This is a genomic window from Geminicoccaceae bacterium (assembly GCA_020638465.1).
GTDB lineage: Bacteria > Pseudomonadota > Alphaproteobacteria > Geminicoccales > Geminicoccaceae > JAGREO01.
In genome coordinates, this window is sequence record JACKIM010000001.1 from 784,075 (window position 1) to 804,775 (window position 20,701).

The 20,701-nt window shown below is 60.8% G+C and carries 15 protein-coding genes; 5 read left to right on the forward strand and 10 right to left on the reverse strand.

The window, feature by feature from the left end:
- Nucleotides 1–10 precede the first annotated feature (10 nt).
- Entirely contained in the window at nt 11–1,174 is a 1,164-nt protein-coding gene (locus H6851_03775) for an acyl-CoA/acyl-ACP dehydrogenase (protein MCB9942727.1), read from the reverse strand.
- Between the two features lie 68 nt (nt 1,175–1,242).
- Here H6851_03775 and H6851_03780 point away from each other — a divergent pair, with 68 nt between their 5' ends.
- Together H6851_03780 and H6851_03785 are read left to right on the forward strand one after the other, a co-directional pair.
- Complete coding sequence (locus H6851_03780; protein ID MCB9942728.1) at nt 1,243–1,767, forward strand: gamma carbonic anhydrase family protein; 525 nt, start codon at nt 1,243–1,245, stop codon at nt 1,765–1,767.
- A gap of 251 nt (nt 1,768–2,018) precedes the next feature.
- The gene (locus tag H6851_03785; protein MCB9942729.1) at nt 2,019–2,789 is read left to right on the forward strand and encodes a TIM barrel protein; all 771 of its coding nucleotides are present in this window, start codon (nt 2,019–2,021) and stop codon (nt 2,787–2,789) included.
- 36 nt (nt 2,790–2,825) lie between these two features.
- On the opposite strand, the gene rnr is transcribed toward H6851_03785, so the two are convergent.
- The 5 genes from rnr to H6851_03810 form a co-directional block, all read right to left on the reverse strand.
- Nucleotides 2,826–5,030 (reverse strand): ribonuclease R, encoded by a 2,205-nt coding sequence (gene rnr / locus H6851_03790; GenBank protein MCB9942730.1) that lies wholly within the window; start codon nt 5,028–5,030, stop codon nt 2,826–2,828.
- 1 nt (nt 5,031) lies between these two features.
- Nucleotides 5,032–7,725, reverse strand: a complete 2,694-nt coding sequence (gene topA / locus H6851_03795) for a type I DNA topoisomerase (GenBank protein MCB9942731.1) — start codon at nt 7,723–7,725, stop codon at nt 5,032–5,034.
- 85 nt (nt 7,726–7,810) lie between these two features.
- A complete protein-coding gene (gene dprA / locus H6851_03800) occupies nt 7,811–8,938 on the reverse strand; it encodes a DNA-protecting protein DprA (protein ID MCB9942732.1) in 1,128 nt (375 codons plus the stop codon).
- Between the two features lie 94 nt (nt 8,939–9,032).
- Nucleotides 9,033–9,275, reverse strand: a complete 243-nt coding sequence (gene purS / locus H6851_03805) for a phosphoribosylformylglycinamidine synthase subunit PurS (protein ID MCB9942733.1) — start codon at nt 9,273–9,275, stop codon at nt 9,033–9,035.
- 86 nt (nt 9,276–9,361) lie between these two features.
- Complete coding sequence (locus H6851_03810) at nt 9,362–10,126, reverse strand: phosphoribosylaminoimidazolesuccinocarboxamide synthase (GenBank protein ID MCB9942734.1); 765 nt, start codon at nt 10,124–10,126, stop codon at nt 9,362–9,364.
- A 191-nt stretch (nt 10,127–10,317) separates the two neighbouring features.
- On the opposite strand from H6851_03810, the gene H6851_03815 reads away from it, so the two are divergent.
- The gene (locus H6851_03815; GenBank protein ID MCB9942735.1) at nt 10,318–11,259 is read left to right on the forward strand and encodes a 2-hydroxyacid dehydrogenase; all 942 of its coding nucleotides are present in this window, start codon (nt 10,318–10,320) and stop codon (nt 11,257–11,259) included.
- Between the two features lie 4 nt (nt 11,260–11,263).
- Nucleotides 11,264–12,178 (forward strand): homocysteine S-methyltransferase family protein, encoded by a 915-nt coding sequence (locus H6851_03820; GenBank protein ID MCB9942736.1) that lies wholly within the window; start codon nt 11,264–11,266, stop codon nt 12,176–12,178.
- 243 nt (nt 12,179–12,421) lie between these two features.
- Here H6851_03820 and H6851_03825 read toward each other — a convergent pair whose 3' ends face one another.
- From H6851_03825 to H6851_03835, 3 genes are all read right to left on the reverse strand, one after another.
- On the reverse strand, nt 12,422–14,785 hold the full coding sequence (locus tag H6851_03825) for a mitochondrial fission ELM1 family protein (protein MCB9942737.1): 2,364 nt from the start codon (nt 14,783–14,785) through the stop codon (nt 12,422–12,424).
- Nucleotides 14,786–15,005: 220 nt separating this feature from the next.
- The gene (locus tag H6851_03830; protein ID MCB9942738.1) at nt 15,006–16,115 is read right to left on the reverse strand and encodes an AI-2E family transporter; all 1,110 of its coding nucleotides are present in this window, start codon (nt 16,113–16,115) and stop codon (nt 15,006–15,008) included.
- 2 nt (nt 16,116–16,117) lie between these two features.
- A complete protein-coding gene (locus tag H6851_03835; GenBank protein ID MCB9942739.1) occupies nt 16,118–17,014 on the reverse strand; it encodes an NAD-binding protein in 897 nt (298 codons plus the stop codon).
- Between the two features lie 400 nt (nt 17,015–17,414).
- Here H6851_03835 and H6851_03840 point away from each other — a divergent pair, with 400 nt between their 5' ends.
- Entirely contained in the window at nt 17,415–20,228 is a 2,814-nt protein-coding gene (locus H6851_03840) for a sensor domain-containing phosphodiesterase (GenBank protein ID MCB9942740.1), read from the forward strand.
- On the opposite strand, the gene H6851_03845 is transcribed toward H6851_03840, so the two are convergent.
- The gene (locus H6851_03845; protein ID MCB9942741.1) at nt 20,190–20,693 is read right to left on the reverse strand and encodes a pentapeptide repeat-containing protein; all 504 of its coding nucleotides are present in this window, start codon (nt 20,691–20,693) and stop codon (nt 20,190–20,192) included. The two genes, H6851_03840 and H6851_03845, sit on opposite strands and share 39 nt — an antisense overlap.
- Nucleotides 20,694–20,701: the final 8 nt, after the last annotated feature.

Sequence of the window (20,701 nt, forward strand, 5' to 3'; positions counted from 1 at the left end):
CCGATCCGGATCAATAACTCTTGGGTAGGCCAAGCACCTGATGGGCAATGAACGCCAGGATCAGATTGGTGGAAATTGGAGCTATCTGATAGAGGCGGGTCTCACGCCATTTGCGCTCGATGGCGTATTCGCTGGCGAAGGCAAAGCCGCCATGGGTCTGCATCGCTGCTTCGCCAGCGTGCCAGGATGCCTCTGAGGCGAGCAGCTTGGCCATGTTGGCCTCCGCACCGGGAGCCTCGCCCGCATCGAACAGGCCGGCAGCCTTGCGCACCATGAGATCGGCAGCCTCCGTTTCAGCATGAGCACGGGCAAGCGGAAACTGGATGCCCTGATTCTGGCCGATGGGCCGGCCGAAGATCTGCCGCTCATTGGCATAGGCCGTGGCCCGGTCGAGGAACCAGCGGGCATCGCCGATGCATTCGGACGCGATCAGGATGCGTTCCGCGTTCATGCCATCGAGAATGTACCGGAAGCCTCGCCCCTCCTCGCCCACCAGCGCATCAACGGGCAGTTCCATGTCGCTCATGAAGATTTCGTTGGTATTGTGATTGATCATGGCATCGATAGGACGGATATCGAGCCCCTTGCCCAACACCTGACGCAGGTCGACGAGGAAGATCGACAGGCCATCGCTGCGTCTTTTCACATCCTCGATCGGTGTTGTGCGGGCGAGCAGCAGCATCAGGTCGGACTGTAGTGCTCGGCTGGTCCAGACCTTCTGGCCATTGACGATCCATCGGTCCCCCTTGCGCAAGGCCCTGGTCTTCAGCGAACTCGTATCGGTGCCCGAGGTCGGTTCCGTGACCCCAAAAGCCTGGAGGCGGATCTCGCCGGAAGCGATACCCGGCAGATAGGCAGCCTTCTGTTGGGGACTGCCATGGCGCAACAATGTTCCCATGATGTACATTTGTGCGTGGCACGCGGCGGCGTTGCACCCCGAACGATGGATGGTCTCAAGAATGACCGTGGCCGCCCGCAGCGACAGGCCCGATCCGCCATGCTCTTCGGGGATCAGGCAACCGAGAAAGCCTCCTTCGCTCAAGGCGCGAACGAATTCCTCGGGATAGGCGGCGCGCTTGTCGAGATCCTGCCAGTAGTGGTCGTCGAAAGGCTCGCACAGACGTGCGACCGCCTCGCGCAGTTCGGAAAAATCCTCGCCAATCTCGATTTCCATGCCTTGTCTCCCGTGATCTTAACCTGCATCCCTGAAGCCCACTGATATGAGCGACGGGAGGAATTGTCATGCGTTATGCCCTGGGCGATCTCGTGCCCACCTGCAAGGACGAAAACTGGTGGATTGCCCCCAACGCGGCGGTCGCCGGCGATGTCCGTCTGGGCTCACAAGTGAGCATCTGGTTCGGCGCGACCCTGCGCGGCGACAACGAACCCATAACCATCGGTGATGGCACCAACATACAGGACAATTGCGTCTTGCACACCGATCCGGGTTTCCCGCTTGTGATCGGCGAGAATGTGACGGTTGGACACATGGCAGTGTTGCATGGATGCAACGTCGGCAGCGGCACCCTGATCGGCATGGGTGCCATGGTGCTCAATGGCGCAAAGGTTGGTGAAAATTGTCTGATCGGTGCCAAGGCGCTGATCCCTGAGGGCAAGGAGATACCGCCGGGCAGTCTGGTGATGGGCATTCCTGGCAAGATTGTGGGGCAGGCCAGCACAGCCCAGATCGAGGGTATTCGACGCGGGGTGGAAACCTACAAAAAACGCTTTCGCCTCTATCGGGAACATCTCCAGTTAGCGGAATAATATCTTTTTTGGACATTCTCCTAGAGATAAATATCTTATCTACTTAAACGTTATTTAATGTGGACAATATAATTAACAGTTGATATGTTGTCTATTGTCCGATGTCACTTGCAGATTCCGGGCACAGTTTCTGCAAAGGTCTCTGTTTGCTGGTCATCACGTTTCGTCCCTTCGTGACCGCTGGCATTCGGACCCGATTGGCGGCATTCTGCATCCAACCGGGATTTATCGGACATGAAGGGGGAACGGTCATGGCACGCTACTCGGCCAATCTTGGGTTTCTTTGGACCGAGCTGCCGCTCGATCAGGCAGTCCGTGCGGCGAAACGTGCGGATTTCGATGCGGTAGAATGCCATTGGCCGTTCCTCACACCTCCCGACGATCTCAGGGCCGTGCTGGACGAAACCGGCCTGCCCATGCTTGGCCTCAATACCGTGCGCGGCAACACCGACAAGGGCGATTTCGGCCTTGCCGCCCTGCCGGGCCGGGAAACCGAGGCACGTGCAGCCATTGATCAGGCCGTCGATTATGCCGCCGCCGCCGGTGTGGCCAATGTCCATGTCATGGCCGGAAAAAACGGCCGGCGCGAAACCTTTCTCGAAAACCTCGCCTACGCTGCCGACCGTGCCGCATCCTCGGGCACCAGCATCCTTATCGAACCGATCAACCAGCGCGATGCGCCGGGCTATTTTATCTCGATCGTCGAGAAGGCAAAGGAACTGATCGACGAACTTGGTCGTCCCAACGTGAAGATCATGTTCGACTGCTACCATACGCAGATCATGCAAGGTGATCTGATCCGCCGCATCGAAAAGCACCTGCCGTGGATCGGTCACATCCAGATCGCCGCCGTACCTTCGCGGCAGGAGCCCGACGAAGGCGAGATCGCACTCGACCGAATTGTGCGCACCATCGACAGCCTTGGCTACGAGGGCTGGATCGGTGCCGAATACAGGCCGCGCACAAGCTCCACCGAAGAGGGGCTGGACTGGCTCAGGGCATTTCGCGAGGCTGGCGCGTAGGCCGTCCAGATACCGTGAAGCAGAGGCAGGCGAGGTTCAGCCGCGCCGGTGTCTGCCTCCCGGCCTGCTGCCACGATGGCGATGATGACCGCGACGCGCCAATCGACTGCCACCTTTCTTCCACGCGCGTCGGGCGATTTCGGCGACATGCCCCGGGCGATGTTCCTCAATGCGAAAGGATAACATCCCCTTGTTGGTATCAACCTCGCTCAACGTCACCGTTACCTTGTCGCCCATGGCGAATATCTCGCCATGGCGCTCGCCGACAAGCGCATGGTGACGTTCGTCATGCACGAACATGTCGTCCCCAAGCGTCGAGACCGGCACCAGTCCCTCCGCGCCGGTGTCGTCCAGCGTGACGAACAGGCCGAAACGCTGGACGCTTCCCACCCGGCCCGCAAAGCGCGCGCCCACCCGGTCCTCCATATAGAGTGCCACATAGCGGGCCTGTGCCCTGCGCTCGGCATCAACCGCCTTGCGCTCGCAGCCCGACACATCTTCACCGAGTACCTTGAGATCCTCGAATTCGTACGGCCTCCCCGACTCCTGCCCAAACAGGTCGAGATGCTCGATGAGAAGACGGTGGACAACGAGATCCGAATATCGACGGATCGGAGATGTGAAATGGGCGTAACGCCGCAGATTGAGACCGAAATGACCGATATTTTCAGGACTGTAGATCGCCTGCGCCTGAGAGCGCAAAACCAGGCTTGAGACCTGCTCGCGCAAGGCCGGTTCCTCGATCCGGTTCAAGAGACGCGTGAAATCGGCAGGTTTGTGCGCGTTGCGCGACCAACCGATACCCAGATTCTCCAGGTATTGCGCAAGATTTTCGAGTTTGACGGCATCGGGCTTGTCATGGACCCTGTAGAGACAGGGGACGCGCCGATCGGCCAGCGTACGGGCCGCCGCAACATTGGCGGCAATCATCATTTCCTCGATCAGCATATGGCTCGGCAACCGTTGTCGGGCGGTAATGCCACGAATCCGGCCTTCCGGCGTGATGTCGACAACCCGCTCGGGCAGGTCCAGTTCAATGGTGCCCCGTCGCTGCCGAGCCTCCGCGAGCTTGTCATAGAGTGCGTAGAGCGGTTCGATGATGGACAGCGGCGCTGCCTGAGGATCGCCATCGCGAGCGCGCTGCGCCTGCTCGTAGGTGAGCCTTGCGCGCGAGCGCATCAGCGCTCGAGAAAAATGCCAGTCAAACAGCTGTCCGCCCGCATCGAAGCGCATGTGACAGGCCAGACAGGCCCGCTCCACCTCGGGTTTGAGCGAGCAGAGCTCGTTGGACAGGGCTTCCGGCAGCATGGGAATGACCCGGTCCGGGAAGTAGACCGAATTTCCGCGCTCACGCGCATCGTGATCCAATGCCGAACCATCGCGGACATAGTGTGCCACATCCGCAATGGCAACTATGGCACGAAAACCACCCGGATTGTCCGCAGCATTATCCGCTGCTGCCCATACCGCATCGTCGAAATCGCGCGCATCCGCACCATCGATGGTGACAAGATCGACATCACGCAGATCATCCCGACCTTCGAGTTCGACGGGTTCGGCCGCCGCCGCTTCATCAAGGGCCTGCGGCGAGAATTCCATCGGCAATTCGAGCTCGATGGCCAGCGCCATGGAAATGGCCCGCGGCTCATCGGCGCGGCCGATCCGCTCGACGATCCGCGCACGCGGCGGTTCCAGAGGACGGCCATGCTCCAGCGTGACCCGCACGATATCACCGGAGTCAGCCTCGACCTCGCCTGGTACGACTGGAAGCTCCCGCTTCTGGTCCTTGCGGGAAGGCACCAACACAAGACCGTGCGCCGTCTTTTCCAACTGCCCCACCATCTCGCGCGGGGCCCGCGGCAGCAGCTTGAAGAGATGCCCGACAATGAGCCCGTCTTCCTGTCGTTCGGGCCTTGCCAACAGGCGGTCGCCCAGAGTCGGCGCCGCACCGGGCCGGTCGGAGCGAATGAGGATCGCGGCACCTGGAAGAGTCGCGCTCTCCGCCCAGATCTCACCGTCCTCATCGATTTCGCTGACCTCGCAAAAGATCATCGATGGCGCCCTGCGGGCATTCGGACGCTCAAGCTGGCGAAGCCTGTGCTTCAGTTCCGCCCTGGCATCTCCGCTCAGCCCCAGTTCGCGGGCGAGATCGCGGGCCGAAACCCGAGCGCCCCGATCGTGCAGGAGTTCCAGCAATTCGGCCGGCGACGGCACCGTGGCGCGTCCCTTGCCACGGGCCACCTCAGGCTTCCGTCGAGGAAGATGCGTCTTCGTCCGACGGTTCGGGCGCAACCTTCTTCCTTGCAGCAGTCTTACCGGCCGACGCCTTCGCGGCAGGTGCCTTCTTGGCGGCAGCCTTCTTCGCCGGCGCCTTCTTTCCCGCCGTCTTCGTTGTTGCTGCAGGCTTCTTCTTGGCGGCAGCCTTTTTCCTTGGGCCGGCACTTCCAGCCTTGGCAGCGAGCAACTCGACCGCCTCATCCATGGTCAGCGCTTCCGCTTCCATACCCTTGCGCAGGCTGGCATTGACCTTTTCATGCTTCACGTAGGGCCCGAAGCGCCCCTTGAGGATCTGGACAGGCTTGCCAGTCTCTGGATGTTCGCCCAATTCCCTGAGCACCGACGCACCAGCACCTCGCCCGCGCGTCGCCGGTGCCTCGGCAATTATGGCTATGGCGCGGTTCATGCCGATTGCAAGTACGTCCTCATCTTCCGGCAACCGCACAAACTTGCCGTCATGGGCAACAAACGGGCCGTAACGGTTGATCCCGGCGGTAATCGCCTTGCCGGTCTCGGGATGGGTCCCCACCTCGCGCGGCAGCGCCAGAAGCTTGAGGGCAATCTCGAATGTGACCTCGTCCGGCGTGAGGTTGGGTGGAAGGGATGAGCGGTTGGCCTCCTTGCCCGTACCGCTTTGCAGATAGGGACCGAAACGGCCGACCTTGAGCCAGACCTCTTCCTCTGTTGCCGGGTCGACGCCAAGCATGCGCTCGCTGGCCGCTCGCTGTTCGGCGTCCTTCTCGCCCTCACCGAGCTTTCGCGTATAGCGACATTCAGGGTAATTCGCGCACCCGACGAATGCACCATAGCGCCCGAGCTTGAGACTCAGCGCTCCTTCGCCACATACCGGGCAGATACGGGGATTCGAGCCATCTTCCCGCTTCGGGAACAGCTTGATCGCCAGCGCTTCGTTGAGAGCGTCGATCAGTTCCGAGGTACGACGTTCCTTGACTTCACCGACATCGCGATCAAACGGCTCCCAGAACTCCCGGACCACTTTCTTCCAGTCCGTCTCTCCAGCCGCGACACCGTCGAGCTTGTCCTCGAGTTCGGCAGTGAAGGCTGGCTGGATGTAGCGGTCGAAGAAATGGCTGAGGAATACATTGACCATGCGCCCCCGATCCTCGGGCACGAAACGCCGCTGCTCAAGACGAACATACTGCCGGTTCTGCAGGACCGAAATGATCGACGCATAGGTCGACGGCCGCCCGATGCCGAGCTCTTCGAGCTTCTTGACCAGGCTCGCTTCCGAAAAACGCGGTGGCGGCTCGGTGAAATGCTGGGTAGGCGTCACCTTTTCCTGAATAAGCGCGGTGCCTTCCGCCAGATCGGGCAGGATGGCCTCGGCATCGTCATCATCAGTCGGATCGTCCCGACCTTCCTGATACAATTTCAAAAAGCCATCGAAGGCTACAGTTTGCCCGGTAGCGCGCAATCCGACGCGGTCGTCGCCACCATCGATCTCGACCGTCACACGATTCATGATGGCTGCCGACATCTGACTGGCTACCGTGCGCTTCCAGATCAGATCGTACAACTTCTTCTGGTCGTCATCCAGATAACGGGAGATTTCCTGTGGCGCGCGGAACAGGTCCGTAGGGCGGATGGCCTCGTGCGCTTCCTGTGCATTCTTCGTCCTGGTCTTGAAGATACGTGGCTTTTCAGGAAGATAGGACTGACCGAACTTCGAATCGATCAGTCGCCGCGTTCCCTGCAACGCGTCATTGGAAAGCTGTACGCTGTCGGTCCGCATGTAGGTGATGAGGCCCACGATCTCTCCACCGAGCTGCACGCCTTCGAACAACCGCTGTGCGGTCTTCATCGTCCGGTCGGTCGAAAAGCTGAGCTTGCGCGCGGCTTCCTGCTGCAGGGTGGAGGTGGAAAACGGTGGCGACGGATTGCGCGCGACCTGCTTCTTTTCCACCGAGCGCACCATGAGACTGGCAGCCTCGATGGCCGCTACGGCCTTTTTTGCCGCAGCTTCATCCGGCAGCCCGAACTTGTCGAGTTTTTTGCCGTCGAGCGTGACAAGCCGAGCACCAAACGGGCCGCCGCCATTCCTGAGCAGTGCTTCGATCGTCCAGTATTCCTCGCTGACAAATGCCTCGATCTCGCTCTCACGCTCGCAGATCAACCTTAGGGCTACCGACTGCACCCGGCCAGCGGATCGCGAACCCGGCATCTTGCGCCACAACACCGGAGAAAGTGTGAAACCGACGAGGTAATCCAGGGCACGACGGGCTTGATAGGCGTCGATGAGGTCAGTATCGAGATCACGCGGATGTCCCATGGCTTCAAGCACGGCCCGCTTGGTCACCTCATGGAACACGACCCGTTTGACATCAACGCCGTTGATCGCCTTCTTGTCCTTCAGGGCAGCCAGCAGGTGCCATGAAATGGCTTCCCCTTCGCGATCGGGGTCGGTCGCCAGATAGAGCCGCTCGGCGCCCTTGACTGCCTTCGCGATCTCGTCGACCCGCTTCTTCTTGTCCGCCATGGTCTCGTAGATCATGCGGAAATCATCGTCGACCACGACGGACCCATCCTTTTCGGGAAGATCCCGGACATGACCATAACTCGAAAGTACCTGATAGCCATCGCCCAGATACTTGTTGATCGTCTTGGCCTTGGTCGGAGATTCGACGACGACGACATTCATGATGCAGATCACATCCGTAATTGAGCCGGACCCTTGGCAAGGTCCTCAAACAGCGCATTGACTTTCGAGAATATCGGGACAGGTCTCAACCCATTTCAAGCGAGACGCGGTTCCCGGCATGGCGGATCAGACGGCCCTCCAGCTCGAGCGTGAGCAAGGCATCCTGAACTTCCGCGACATTTCCTTGGCATTGGCGAATGAGTTCGTCAACCGCGAGTGGCTCCGGACCGAGGAGATCGATGACGGATTCCAACTGGATTTCACACGATGAGCCTACCGGTTTACACATTTGATCCGACGTGGAACAAGCGGCTGGCGGGGTGTGAGCCGGCATGGTGCGGGTCGGGCGCATCGGTGCCGGACGCAATTCGAGCACATCTTCAAGCGTTTCGACCATGGCCGCCCCCTGCTTGATGAGACCATTGGTGCCACGATGTCGCGGGTCGGCCGGAGACCCCGGCACGGCCATCACCTCCCTGCCCTGTTCAAGCGCCATGCGTGCCGTCATGAGCGAACCCGACCGCTCGGCGGCCTCGACCACCAGCACGCCCCATGACAGACCGGCGATAATCCGATTACGGCGGGGAAACTGACTGGCATGCGGCGGCGCGCCCATCGGTCGCTCGCTGATGACGACACCCCGCTCGGCAATCTCGGCCAACAATCCGGCATTTTCTGGTGGGTAGGCGATGTCCACGCCGCAACCGAGCACGGCAATCGTCGAGCCCGCGCCCTGCAGGCCACCACGATGCGCGGCCGTGTCGATGCCGCGGGCGAGACCCGAAGCGATGGTGAGGCCATGGTGTGACGCGGCAGCTGCAATGTGCTCGGCGAAATATCGGCCGTTGCCACTGGCATTGCGCGCTCCGATCACAGCCAGCGACGGGGTTTCGAACAGTTCCACCCGTCCAAGCGCGGTGAAGGCCAATGGTGCATCGTCAATGACCGCGAGCGCTGCCGGATAGAGCCCTTCCCCACGTATGACGAGGCGCCCACCCAAGGCTTCGATGGCCTCCATTTCACATCGTGCCGTACTGAGCGAACAGGGAGGGGACGGAAGATCCGCCAATCCCCGCGCCAGTATCCTCGTCACCGTACCATGACGCTGCAGCAACCTGTCGACCATTCGCGGACCGACACCACGCGTTCGCGCCAGTCTCAGCCAGTTCAGTTTCAGGTCGACCGGAAATTCATCGACAGTCTGGTCGTTCATCTCAAGGTCCGTTCAGGTCAGTGGGTAGACGACCTTAACAAACCATGACACCCAGTGGTAGAAATTCTGATCTTGACAAATTCACACACGATTTCTAGCCGATCATCTCGATCCGATAGGCTTCAATTACCGGATTGGCCAGAAGACGGTCACACATGGACTTCACCTCTGCCTCGGCGACGGTCCTGTCGGAGATTTCTAGATCCAGCTCAATCTGGCGCACGCGACGCACCGAACGAACCTTGTCGAAGCCGAGCCTGCCAAGCGCCCCCGCGATCGCGTTGGCTTCGGGATCCAGCACACCAGATCTCAAGCTGATCGAAACGATGGCTTTCATGTCGAAGCATCCGCTTGTTCACCGTTCCCTGCACGCAACCGTACACATATGTCGCCAGAACCGGCAGGAACGGAAGAAATCCTGTCCTACTGCATGGTCTCCGGCCCCTTGAGATCACGCGGGCCGGCCTCGGGCAAAATCCCCAGTCGCCGCGCGATTTCCTGGTAACCTTCCTGCACGTTGCCGAGGTCCCGGCGGAACCGGTCCTTGTCCAGCCGCTCATTGGTCTCGACATCCCAAAGTCGGCAATTGTCCGGGCTTATCTCATCGGCAAGGATGAGACGAACTTCTTCATCCTCCCACAATCGGCCGAACTCCAGCTTGAAATCGACCAGCTTGAGGCCGATCCCGATAAAGATACCGGAGAGAAAATCGTTGATCCGCAGGCTCATGCTCAAGATCTCGTCGATCTCCTGAAAGCTGGCCCAGCCGAATGCGGTGATGTGTTCCTCACTGACCAGCGGATCGCCCAGTTCGTCAGACTTGTAGTAATATTCGACGATCGCACGCGGCAGCCGTTGGCCTTCCTCGATGCCAAGCCGCTTGCACAGCGACCCTGCCGAGATGTTGCGCACCACGACTTCGATGGGGATAATCTCCACTTCGCGAATGAGTTGCTCGCGCATGTTGAGCCGACGGACAAAATGTGTGGGTATGCCTACCTCATGCAGCCGAAGCATGAGATGTTCGGAGATGCGGTTGTTCAGCACGCCCTTGCCGGTAATGACCGCCCGCTTCTTGTTGTTGAAAGCGGTAGCGTCATCCTTGAAGTACTGGATGAGAGTCCCGGGTTCCGGGCCTTCAAAAAGGACTTTCGCCTTTCCCTCGTAAAGCTGCCTTCGCCGGGCCATCGCCGTTCGTCGCCTTGATGTAAGACACGTCAAACGGCGCCCGCCACAGACGCCGCACCCCTGCCTCTGACAGGTGCGGTTGCTATAAAGCACGGCAAGCGGGAATACAACAACGCGCTCTGGCAGCGAGACCTGCAAGCCGCTATCAAGTACGCTAGCAAGTTTGGACATCGTTCGGGGAGGACAAGGGAATGACCGTCGAGATTGCTGCTGTCAGCGGGTTCACGCCTGCGATCATTGAAGAAATGCGTAAGACATTCACCGTTCACTGCGTATGGGATCAAAAAGACAAGGTCGAGGCCGTCCGCTCGCTGGGCGGCCGGATACGCGGGATTGCATCAGGCGGAATGGTCGGCCTGTCGAAGGAAATGATGGATGTCCTGCCCAATCTTGAGATTTGCGCGATCAACGGCGTCGGGCTCGAAACCACGGATCTCGTGACAGCCCGCGAGCGCGGTATCGTGGTCGCGACAGCGCCCGTGCTTTTCGAGGATGTGGCCGATCTGGCCGTGCTGCTCGCCATGTCCGCCTGCCGGCGCCTTCCCGTCGCCGATCGTTTCGTCCGTCAGGGCGAATGGGCGAACGGTCAGTTTGCACTGCAACGCAAATTTTCCGGCAAAAGAATGGGAATCATGGGCCTCGGCCGGATCGGGATCCAGCTTGCCAGGAGGCTTGAGGGTTTCAGCGATCAGATCGCCTATTTCGACCCGATGCCCAAGGAGGACGTACCCTACCGCCTGTCGTCGAGTGCCCTGGAGCTTGCCCGCGAAAGCGACATCCTCTTCATGGCTGCCGCCGGCGGTCCGGCCGGAAGTGGCGACAAGCCGATCAGTCGCCAGGTTCTTGAAGCTCTCGGGCCGCAGGGTGTATTCGTCAACGTGGCCCGAGGCTGGCTCGTGGATGAGCCGGCCATCGTGGAATTGCTTGGCAATGGCGGGTTGGGCGCGGCGGGGCTCGACGTGTTCGAGGCCGAGCCGTCGGTTCCCGAAGCACTTCTCACGATGGACAATGTCGTTCTCACCCCCCATGTGGCTTCGTCGACTGTCGAAACGCGGCAGGCCATGGGGCAGTGCGTGGTCGACAACCTCAAAAGCTGGTTCGAGGGCAAGGGTGCCCTCACGGCGGTAAGCTGACCCTATGGGATACGGGCGCATCAAGGCGCGACTGGATGCCGGTCGCACCATCATCCTGGATGGCGGGACCGGCACCGAACTGGAAAAGCGCGGGGCTCCGATGAACGAGGCCGCATGGTGCGGTCTCGTCGCCATCGAGCAGCCGGAATTGCTGGAATCGGTGCATGCCGACTACATCGAGGCCGGTGCGGACGTAATCACTGCCAATACCTTCGCCTCGTCGAGACTGATGCTGGAAGTGGCAGGTGCGGCTGATCGTGTCCAGGAAATCGCCACCGCAGCCATCGAAACGGCGAAACGGGCACGCGACCAGTCCGGCCGGGAAATTGCCATTGCCGGTTCGCTGTCGCACATGGTTCCGGTGGCGTCCGGCACCGACAACATTCTCGGCGACGGACCCGACACGGCAACAATGCAGGTGGCCTTCGAGGAACTTGCGGAAGCTCTCGTAACGGGCGGTGCCGAACTTATCATTCTTGAAATGATGTACTTCCCCGAGCGGATGAAACTGGCCATTGATGCTGCACTTGCCACGGGATTGCCGGTCTGGTGCGGCCTGAGCGCACGAAGTGATAGCGATGGCCGGTTACTCAGTTTCAGCCGACAGAAGGAAATCCCCTTTGCGGACGTGATCGCTTCGCTCCCGGAAACGGATTTCGACGCCGTTGGCGTGATGCACACGCACCTGAACGATATCGCACCTGCACTGCGGATGCTCGACGGACGGGGACCGCTGATGGCCTATCCCGATTCGGGTTATTTTGCGATGCCGAACTGGCAGTTCGTCGATATTGCCACGCCGGAAGGCCTTGTCGCGCATGCCAGGAATTGGCAAAATCTGGGAACACTGGTGTTTGGCGGCTGTTGCGGCATAGGGGTCGAACACATTCGGGCACTATCCGCCTTGCGCAATGACTGACTGACGATTTATTGCCGATCCCATCGAGATGGTCTCCGTGAGAATTTGATGAGCACCGGAGATATGTCGTTCGAAAAGGTTGTTCGTGGATTCGAGACCGGTCGTGTCGACTGGATCAACGGCAGCCCGTCGAACTTCGCCAGCGCTACAACAATGACAGGCGCACACTGCCGGGCGACGTCGCCCGCGATTTCAGACACGAAAACCGCTGAGCGACATTCCCCCGACGGGATAATCTCCTGATCAACCCCCGACTATTCGGGGCACCTCGTTCATCAACCGGCGAATGCGCTCAATGGTCAATTCCAGGTCGTTCAACGGCTTGCGGCTGGCTACCGCACGGTCATCGTCCAGTCGGTTCACCAGTCCACGGGCCACCAGGGCACGATGCAGACGGGCAAGGTCGCGCGGCAGCCGGATGAGTCCACGCGTCGTCAGATGATCGAGTCCGCGCGCAACCAGATGCTGCTGGTGTGGCGTGCCTCGATAGCTGTTGCCGCCACCGGCAATCAACGTCAGCACCTGAACAAGAGGACGACCGCCGGGAACGGTATCGTACCAACGCGGCAGCTCGAACAGATCCACCGGCTTGCCGGCAAGGCAGGCCGTCGCCAGCAACCGTGCATCGTCTCCCGTGAGCATGCAGCGGTCTGCTGCCACCAGCAGTCCGTCAACCGACTCCATGTCCCCGGACGTGAGCTCGATGGTCTCGAACGGACGACCGACGGACGAAGTCAGTGCGGTTATCACTTCATCGCCAAGTCCCGGTGCCAGCGCCACCCACAGACTGCCGCCAACATCGCCGATCTTTCGACCTGCGAGTTGCCCGAGTTGCCCAGCCACGGAGGCCGTCATCCTGTATGAGCCCCTACCCGGCCCGACCAGCAACACGGTGCGAGGCGCTTCGCCATCACCGATCCGATCACGCCAGCGCACCGCGCTCTCCTCCAGCCGATCAGCATCGATTCCCGCTAGCGGCGCGGTGACATGCAGGACATTGTCGCGCACCGGCAGGCGGTGGTCAGGCGCGGTAACGATAAGATCGAACAAATCGAATGACGCCTTGGGATGACCGAGCTGGACAACCCTCGTCCGTCCTTCGCTAGCCTTCCTGATCCATCCTGCCACCGGCGCGCTGTGCTTGCCTGCGGCGATCACCAGGTCCGGCAGGGGTTCATCAAGGCGACTGCTTCGATCCCTGTCGACCGAGGCCAGCGAGGCGCCATGCCACGCGTTGGGTAACTTTGATCGGAGATTGTAGAACAACCGCTTGGTCTCGAAGCCCCAGCCAAGCGCATCGGCCAGCTTTTGAACCTGTGCGTCGCCATTGGCATCTCCATCGACCAGCGCCCAAACCCGCGGCGCGCCGCCGGCAGCCGGCCGTTCGATCCGATAGCTGACGCGTGTATCCGGGATAAGTGCCGCCCTGTCACAGATATCCAGTTGCCAACTGACATGCGGATGCTTGCGCGCGGCCTCGTCCAGCCGCTTGCGCCACCATTCGGCCGACCCGAGGCCGACAGGCTCGGTGGCAGGAACCCGCACTTCAACCAACTTGTTTGCATGCGCGAAGAGGCCGTCGAGCACCCATGGAATATCAGCCGGCGGAATGCGTTCAAGCAGGCCTGCGGCCAGTACTGCATCGGCCTTGGCATCTGGCCAGCGGCTGTTCGGCGACAACGTGAATGACGCGGCTCCGGCACGCTGCGGGAGTCCATTCCAGTCGGAAACCGCCCCACGGGCCTGGACGAGCAACACGCTCCGGGTGCCAGCACGCTCCAGCATGGCCCCGATACCGTCATCGAGCGGTACGGGCACATCGGAATCCACATTGTTGCGACCGAGAACTGCGGCGAAATTGGGGCTCGGGCGGTCGATCCCGAACAGCTCATAGCCCTGAGCATCGGCCTCACGCTCGAGATCGTACCAGATATAGGCCAGCGGATTGGGATGATAGGAATAGTCGTCCGGGAACGGATGCCACGGTTGCTGATGCAGCGCCGTGTAGTGCAGGCACTTGGTCAATCCCTCGACATATTCCTGGTCCCGGGCATTCCAGTGACCGTCGAGATGCCCCCAGAGACCGGGAGTCGACGCCGGCTTGTTGATGAGCTCATGCTTGCCCATGCTGCTGGCCGTCGCCCGGTTCCAGATCGGCATCATTTTCGGACAATTGATGAGCATCACCGAGGTATCCTTCGCCGAAATGGCGAGATATCCGTGATCGCCCATCGGCAGATCGAACAGCAGCGCGGGATCAGCCAGGTAGATCTGGTCGACATCGTTGTAGATCGCCCGCCCCGTACCGCCAGCGAGCTCTGGAATGGCATAGCGATAATTGGTGAATCCGGTACGCCACTTGCGCCGGTCGAAACCTTCCAGGTTCTTCATCAGGTGGATTTCGTAGACCCGCGACGGATCGCGAACCTTCTCGATCGAGTAGAAGAAGATTCGCTCGCCCCGGTACTGGGCCTCCTCGGTACCAAGAAAGATCCGCACGGGCGGCTTGGATGAAGGCTCGTACCCCGGCCGTACGCCAAGGACCACACAGTCCGGCGCATGGCGGAAAAATGGCCAGCGATCGGATTTGGCGGAAACTTCGGACATGACGAACTCTCGAAACTGGAGGTGGTTTCACCGGCTTGAACGCATCCCGGCGTCAACGAGCCGAACCAGGCGTCCGTCGAACCGATTTGCTGCGGCTCCCGAGTCTTCGGACAATCCGGCCGGACAGGGAGGAACCGCAGCAATAGGCGACGCCATAGCGTGGCACTGGTTAGCACGCAAAATACATTCGTCAATTTGCTGCAATGCCGCGCCTGCCGCGTCAGGCCGCCTGTTCGTCTGAATATCCCTCATCGTCCATCGCCTCGACTTCGGCCTTTCCCATTTCAAGCCATTCACGCATCAGGGCGAGGGCCACGGCCAGCACCGTGGGACCGAGAAAGATACCCAGTATACCAAAAGTGAGTACTCCACCTATGACACCCATGAAAACCAGCAGAAACGGCAGATTGCTGCCCTTCGAAATGAGATAGGGGCGGACGAAGTTGTCGACGCTGCTGATCACGCCCAGACCCCAGGCAGCCATGAAGATGCCCCAGCCAAGCTCTCCCTGATTGAGCAGCCATATCGAGGCCGGTATCCAGACGAAGGGAGCCCCGATGGGCAACAAGGCAAGGAAAAAGGTCAGTACACCGAGTAGAAAGGGAGCGGGCACGCCGGCGATCCACAGGCCCAGGGCAGCAACGGCTCCCTGAACGATCGCCGTGCCGATCATCCCGTAAACCACACTGCGTATCGTGTTGCTGGCGACATCGAGCATGCGGATTGCCCGCCGGCCGGCAATACGATGGCCGATACGGCGCACATTGGCGACTGCCCGCAACCCGTCACGATAGAGGAAAAAGGCAATGAGGATGCTCAAGGAAAGCTCGATCACACCGCGACCCACCGTGATGCCGCTCTTGACCGCCGCGTCCCGCACCGGTCCCAGATAGGGGACGACAGTGGAAACGAGGGTACCAGTGTTGCTCATCAGTTCGCGCCAATACTGGCCGAGGTTCTGCCCGAGATAGGGAATGGAGGCGAGCCATGACGGCGGAGCGATCGACTCCGTTCCATTCCTGCCACTCTCGGCAAGCCGATGCAGCAGGTTCTCGGCATTGTCGGCGAGGCTGGCACCTAGCACGACAAGAGGCACAACCAGCGCCAGAGCCAGTCCGGACGTCATGACCAGCGCAGCGAGCGTACTGCGCGCCCCGCAACGGTCTCTCACGTACTCGAACACGGGCCACGTCGTGAATGCGAGGATCGTCGCCCACAACAGCGGTGAAATGAACGGCCTGAGCACCTGCACGCAACCGATGGCAAGCAGGACGAGGGCCACCCAACCCGCAGCGTACTCGATCCGCCCCCGCCCCCAGAAGGACGGCACGGTCAGCCCTTGACCTCGATTCCGGCGATCTGCTCGTACACCTTGACCACGGCGGCATCATCCTCCTTCGCATGTCCGGCGGCGGCGGCGGCCAGATATTGCTGATGAGCGCAGGCGGCAAGGGGTAGCGGGAACTGCAACTCCGCCCCCGTCTCCAGAACGATGCCCAGATCCTTGATGAAGATTTCCACAGCGGATTTCGGCGAGAAATTACGCTCCAGCATGTGCGGAACCCGGTCGCCGAACATCCAGCTGTTGCCGGCGCTCGATGAAATGACATCAAAGAGTATGGCAGGATCGGCCCCGGCACGGGCTCCGAGCGCCATGGCCTCGGCGGCCGAGACAATATGGACTCCCGCCAGATGCTGATTGATCATCTTGACCGTCGATCCGATACCGGGTTCGGTTCCCAGCCTGTAGACTTTCCTCGAAATGGCCGCGATGGTCCGCTCCGATGCCGCAAAGGCTTCTTCCGGCCCAGAGGCCATGATGGTCAACGTTCCCGCATCGGCACCGACCCGACCACCGCTGATGGGCGCATCGAGGAAAGGATGCCCGGTCTCGGCAAGACGCGCGCCAAGCCTGCGGGCGAAGGCCGGGGGTACCGTGCTGTGCAAGACCACGGTCGCGCCGTCGGCCAGTTCCGCTACCGCCCCGTCATCCCCGAACAGCACCATTTCCGCCTGTTCCGCCTTTGCCACCACGACATGCAGCAATGACTGGCCGCGTGCGGCATCCTTGCAGGAAAGGGCAGCGACACCACCGGCATCCGCAAGACTCTGCATCGCAGCCTGGTTGAGATCGAACCCGCGCAGATCAATTCCGGCCTTCACCATATGTGTGGCCATGGCCAATCCCATCGAACCGAGGCCGATAAACCCGCACGCTCCGCTGCTCATCACAATTCGCCCATGACTGCCGAAAGAAGCCTGACGCTAGGCGTCTCCGACGATCTCGGCAAGTCCCTCTGCGATCTTGGCCCGACTGCTGCAGGAAACATGGGCATGGTGGCGATGGAACTCGGAACATGTCTTTTAGAGGCTTCCGCGAGGGATATGATCTTGGGGAAGCACGATCACTTCCGCCCATCCGTCCGGATCCTGCCCCTTGGCTGGACGCTGACCACGATGTCGCCATCGAATTCGCCAAGCCCTTGACCCGACAGGCAATACCCCGACAAATCACACCAGACAGAGGCTTGCAGGGATTTCTTGATACACTACAAGAGTTTATGACACAGTAGAATTAAACGATGGCACGCCCGTCCACGAAAAGCCTGAAAGCACTCAACAAAGCGTGATGACAACTGTTTGCGCCCCTTCACCACATAACCTGCTTGCAGCCTTTCCGTTCGGGGCCTGCCTTCTCGTCCGCGAAGGCGAGTTCGAATTCTGGCGCGTCGGCGAAATGAACGACCGTTTCGCCAGCATTGGCGGTGCCCGACAGGACAACTGGCAGGGAATGCCCGCAACCGGCCTCCTGCGCCAGGTCCTGGACGAGGATCGGCTCATTCAGGCCATTGACTGCCTCGACCGCAACCAGCCCTTTGATCTGGGCCTGCGCGCCGGCCTGTCAAATCGATCCGGGCATGCCATGGCGCTGCATGGCCGCCCCAATCCGACCAGCGATTCCTGTTATCTCATCATGCTGCGCAGCTCGAATTCCAGAATGCTTGAGCGTATGACGCGCAAACTCGCGACATTGCGTTCAGATCCCGGAAAGATCAGCGACGGTACCCTGATGCTCGTGGGCCCGGGCGGCAGTATCCTCATGGTCGATGGCGGCCCATCGCGTTCGGGGCTCATTCGCGGCAGCGAAGCCAACGCGGAGAAAAAATTTCTTGAGGACGTGCTGGAGCCCTCCCTGGTGGGACCGGCCTACCGTACGCTCGGCGAAGCCCGGACCCGGCGCGGACTCGCCTATACGAGCGGTCCATCAACCGGGCCCGAAGACGGGCGCATCACAATCACCAGCATTTTTCTCGGCGAGCACACATGGCTGATGCTGGTGGCTCCACCACGCCAGCTATCGAGCAGCTTCGAACCCCGACCGCTGGTCGCAGGATTGGTCGACATGCTCGCGCGGCGGCTCAAGACCACTGCCGTCTTCTTCGACAGCGATCTCCGCATCAACCACATCTTCGAGCAACGCCACCTAGCCACCGCCAGCGGTCTCGCTCCCCATGCCATCAGATCGATGCGGGACCTGATTGTCACTGAACGCGATCCGCAACCGGCCCGTCCCGGCGGCCTGCCTCCTGCATTGCCCGCAAGCTGGGATCAGAGCCGCCGCTGGAGTCTGCTTGCGCTCCAGCCCCTTCGCGACCTGTTCCTCGGCTTTCTCGAACCCGACGCGGGGGAGCGGATGGATGGCACCGGAACCGACGAGATCCTCTCGATTCTTGAAACCACCGATGTCGCGATCATGAGCCTTGATCACAACCTGCACATTCATCTCGCGACGACGGCGGCGTCAGGATTGTGGCACCTGTCGCCATCCGAACTGGAAGGTCAACCAATCAGCGCATGGCTGGACCCTGGAGACGATGCCATCGGCTTCGATCCGACAATGGCCACCTTCCGGCTGGACGATCAGGAAATGCGCTTCAATGCGCATTGCCGGCGCGCCGATGGCAGCCGACTCGCCGTCGGCGTACGCCTGCTCAGGTCCCCTTCCCTGGCCATTGGCGCGTTCGTCCTGCTGTTCAACGAACAGCATGATCGGGACAGCGACCGCGACCATTTCCATCAGCTCGCCTATCACGATCCTGTGACCCGCCTGCCCAACCGACTGCTGTTTGCCGACAGTCTCGCGACACTGATCGAGCGGGCGGAACGGGATGGACGGTCTCTGGCGGTGATGATCATCGATATCGACAGATTTCACATGTTCAACCAGTCATTGGGCATGATCTCGGGCGACCGGCTGCTCGAGGCGTTCGCCGACCGGTTGGCCGGGCAGGCGGCCGGACGCGGGCACGTCGCGCGCCTGTCTGCCGACCATTTCCTGCTTGCCATCGAGAACCTGACGGGTTCGATGGATCTTGAAAGGGATGCCCGCACCCTTCTCGCGCGCATTGAGGAACCGCTTCGTCTTGACGACCAGCAACTCACCATTTCAGCTCGCGCCGGCCTTGCCATCCACCCTGAAGCGGGCCGCGATGCCGAGACCTTGGTCAGGCATGCCGATATCGCGCTGAGTCATGCGCGGCCGCAGGGGCATGGCCGGCTCGTGCGTTTCACCGACGAGATGACGTCGCGCGCCATCCTGCGGCTGACGCTGGAGACACAACTGCGCAAGGCGCTCGAACATCGTCAGTTGACGGTCTACTATCAGCCACAGATTTCCGTGAGCGACGGGTCGCTGATCGGCTTCGAGGCGCTGATGCGCTGGCAGCATCCCGAGCTCGGCATGGTTTCACCCGCCGACTTCATTCCGGTGGCCGAGGAAACCGGCCTCATCATCGAAATCGGCCAGTGGGCGCTGACCCGGGCCATGCGCCAGGTCCGCCGCTGGCACGAAGCCGGTCACGATGGCCTTAGGCTGGGCATCAACCTCTCGGCCCGCCAGTTCGAGCAGGAAGACCTGCCGCAGAAAATCCGCGAGGCCATCGAAGATACGGGTTTTCCCGCCTCGATGCTGGAACTGGAGCTTACAGAGAGCATGGTCATGAAGGACAGCAGCGATGTCGTCGAGCGGCTGTCCCTCCTGACCACATCAGGAGCCAGTCTCGCCGTGGATGATTTCGGCACCGGTTACTCTTCTCTCGCCTACCTCAAGCGTTTCCCCATCCGTTCGCTCAAGATCGACCGCTCGTTCATCGCCGACATCGACCATGACTCCAACAGCGCTGCCATCGTTCAGGCGATCATTGCCATGGGCAGAACATTGGATCTGAAGATCGTCGGAGAAGGAATCGAAAGCGAAGGTCAGCTCAAAGTTCTGCGCGATTTCGGCTGCGACGAGGTTCAGGGATTTTTCTTCGCAAAACCCATGCCGCCCCAGGACGTGGCCGAATTTCTGGCACGCAGCAGCGATGGCCGCCGCCCATCGTCCAGACGTCGCAACGGTCGGTCAGCGCGCCCGATGACACCGCCCGATCGACCCGGCTGAACAGCGGGTCTCGCCATCGGTCCAAAGAGCTCCCGAAAAGTCGGCCCGCAACATATCGGCCCCCTCGAGGCGGGCGCCGGTCAGGTCAACACCACGCATGTTGGTGTTGAACAGCTTGGTACGGCTGAGATCGGCATCGCGCAGGATGGCTCCTTCAAGGTCGGCGCTGGTAAGATCCGCCAGGCCGAGATTCGCCCCCACCAGACTGGCACCGCGTAGCGAAGCCGATACCAGCTTCACCCGCCTCGCATCGACACCATCGAGAATGCTGCCATCGAAGACGCTCCTCTTGAACGAGGAATCACGAAACACCGCGCCGCTGAAATCCACGCCGCCCAGATCCTGCCCATCGAGAACACAGCGGCGCCAGTGCACCTCCGGTGCAGCAAAATCCGCGCACTCCGCTCTGGCCTCCATCGGCGGGAGAAGTGCGGACAACACCGGCCCGGCCAGCAGCACAAGCATCCGTCCCG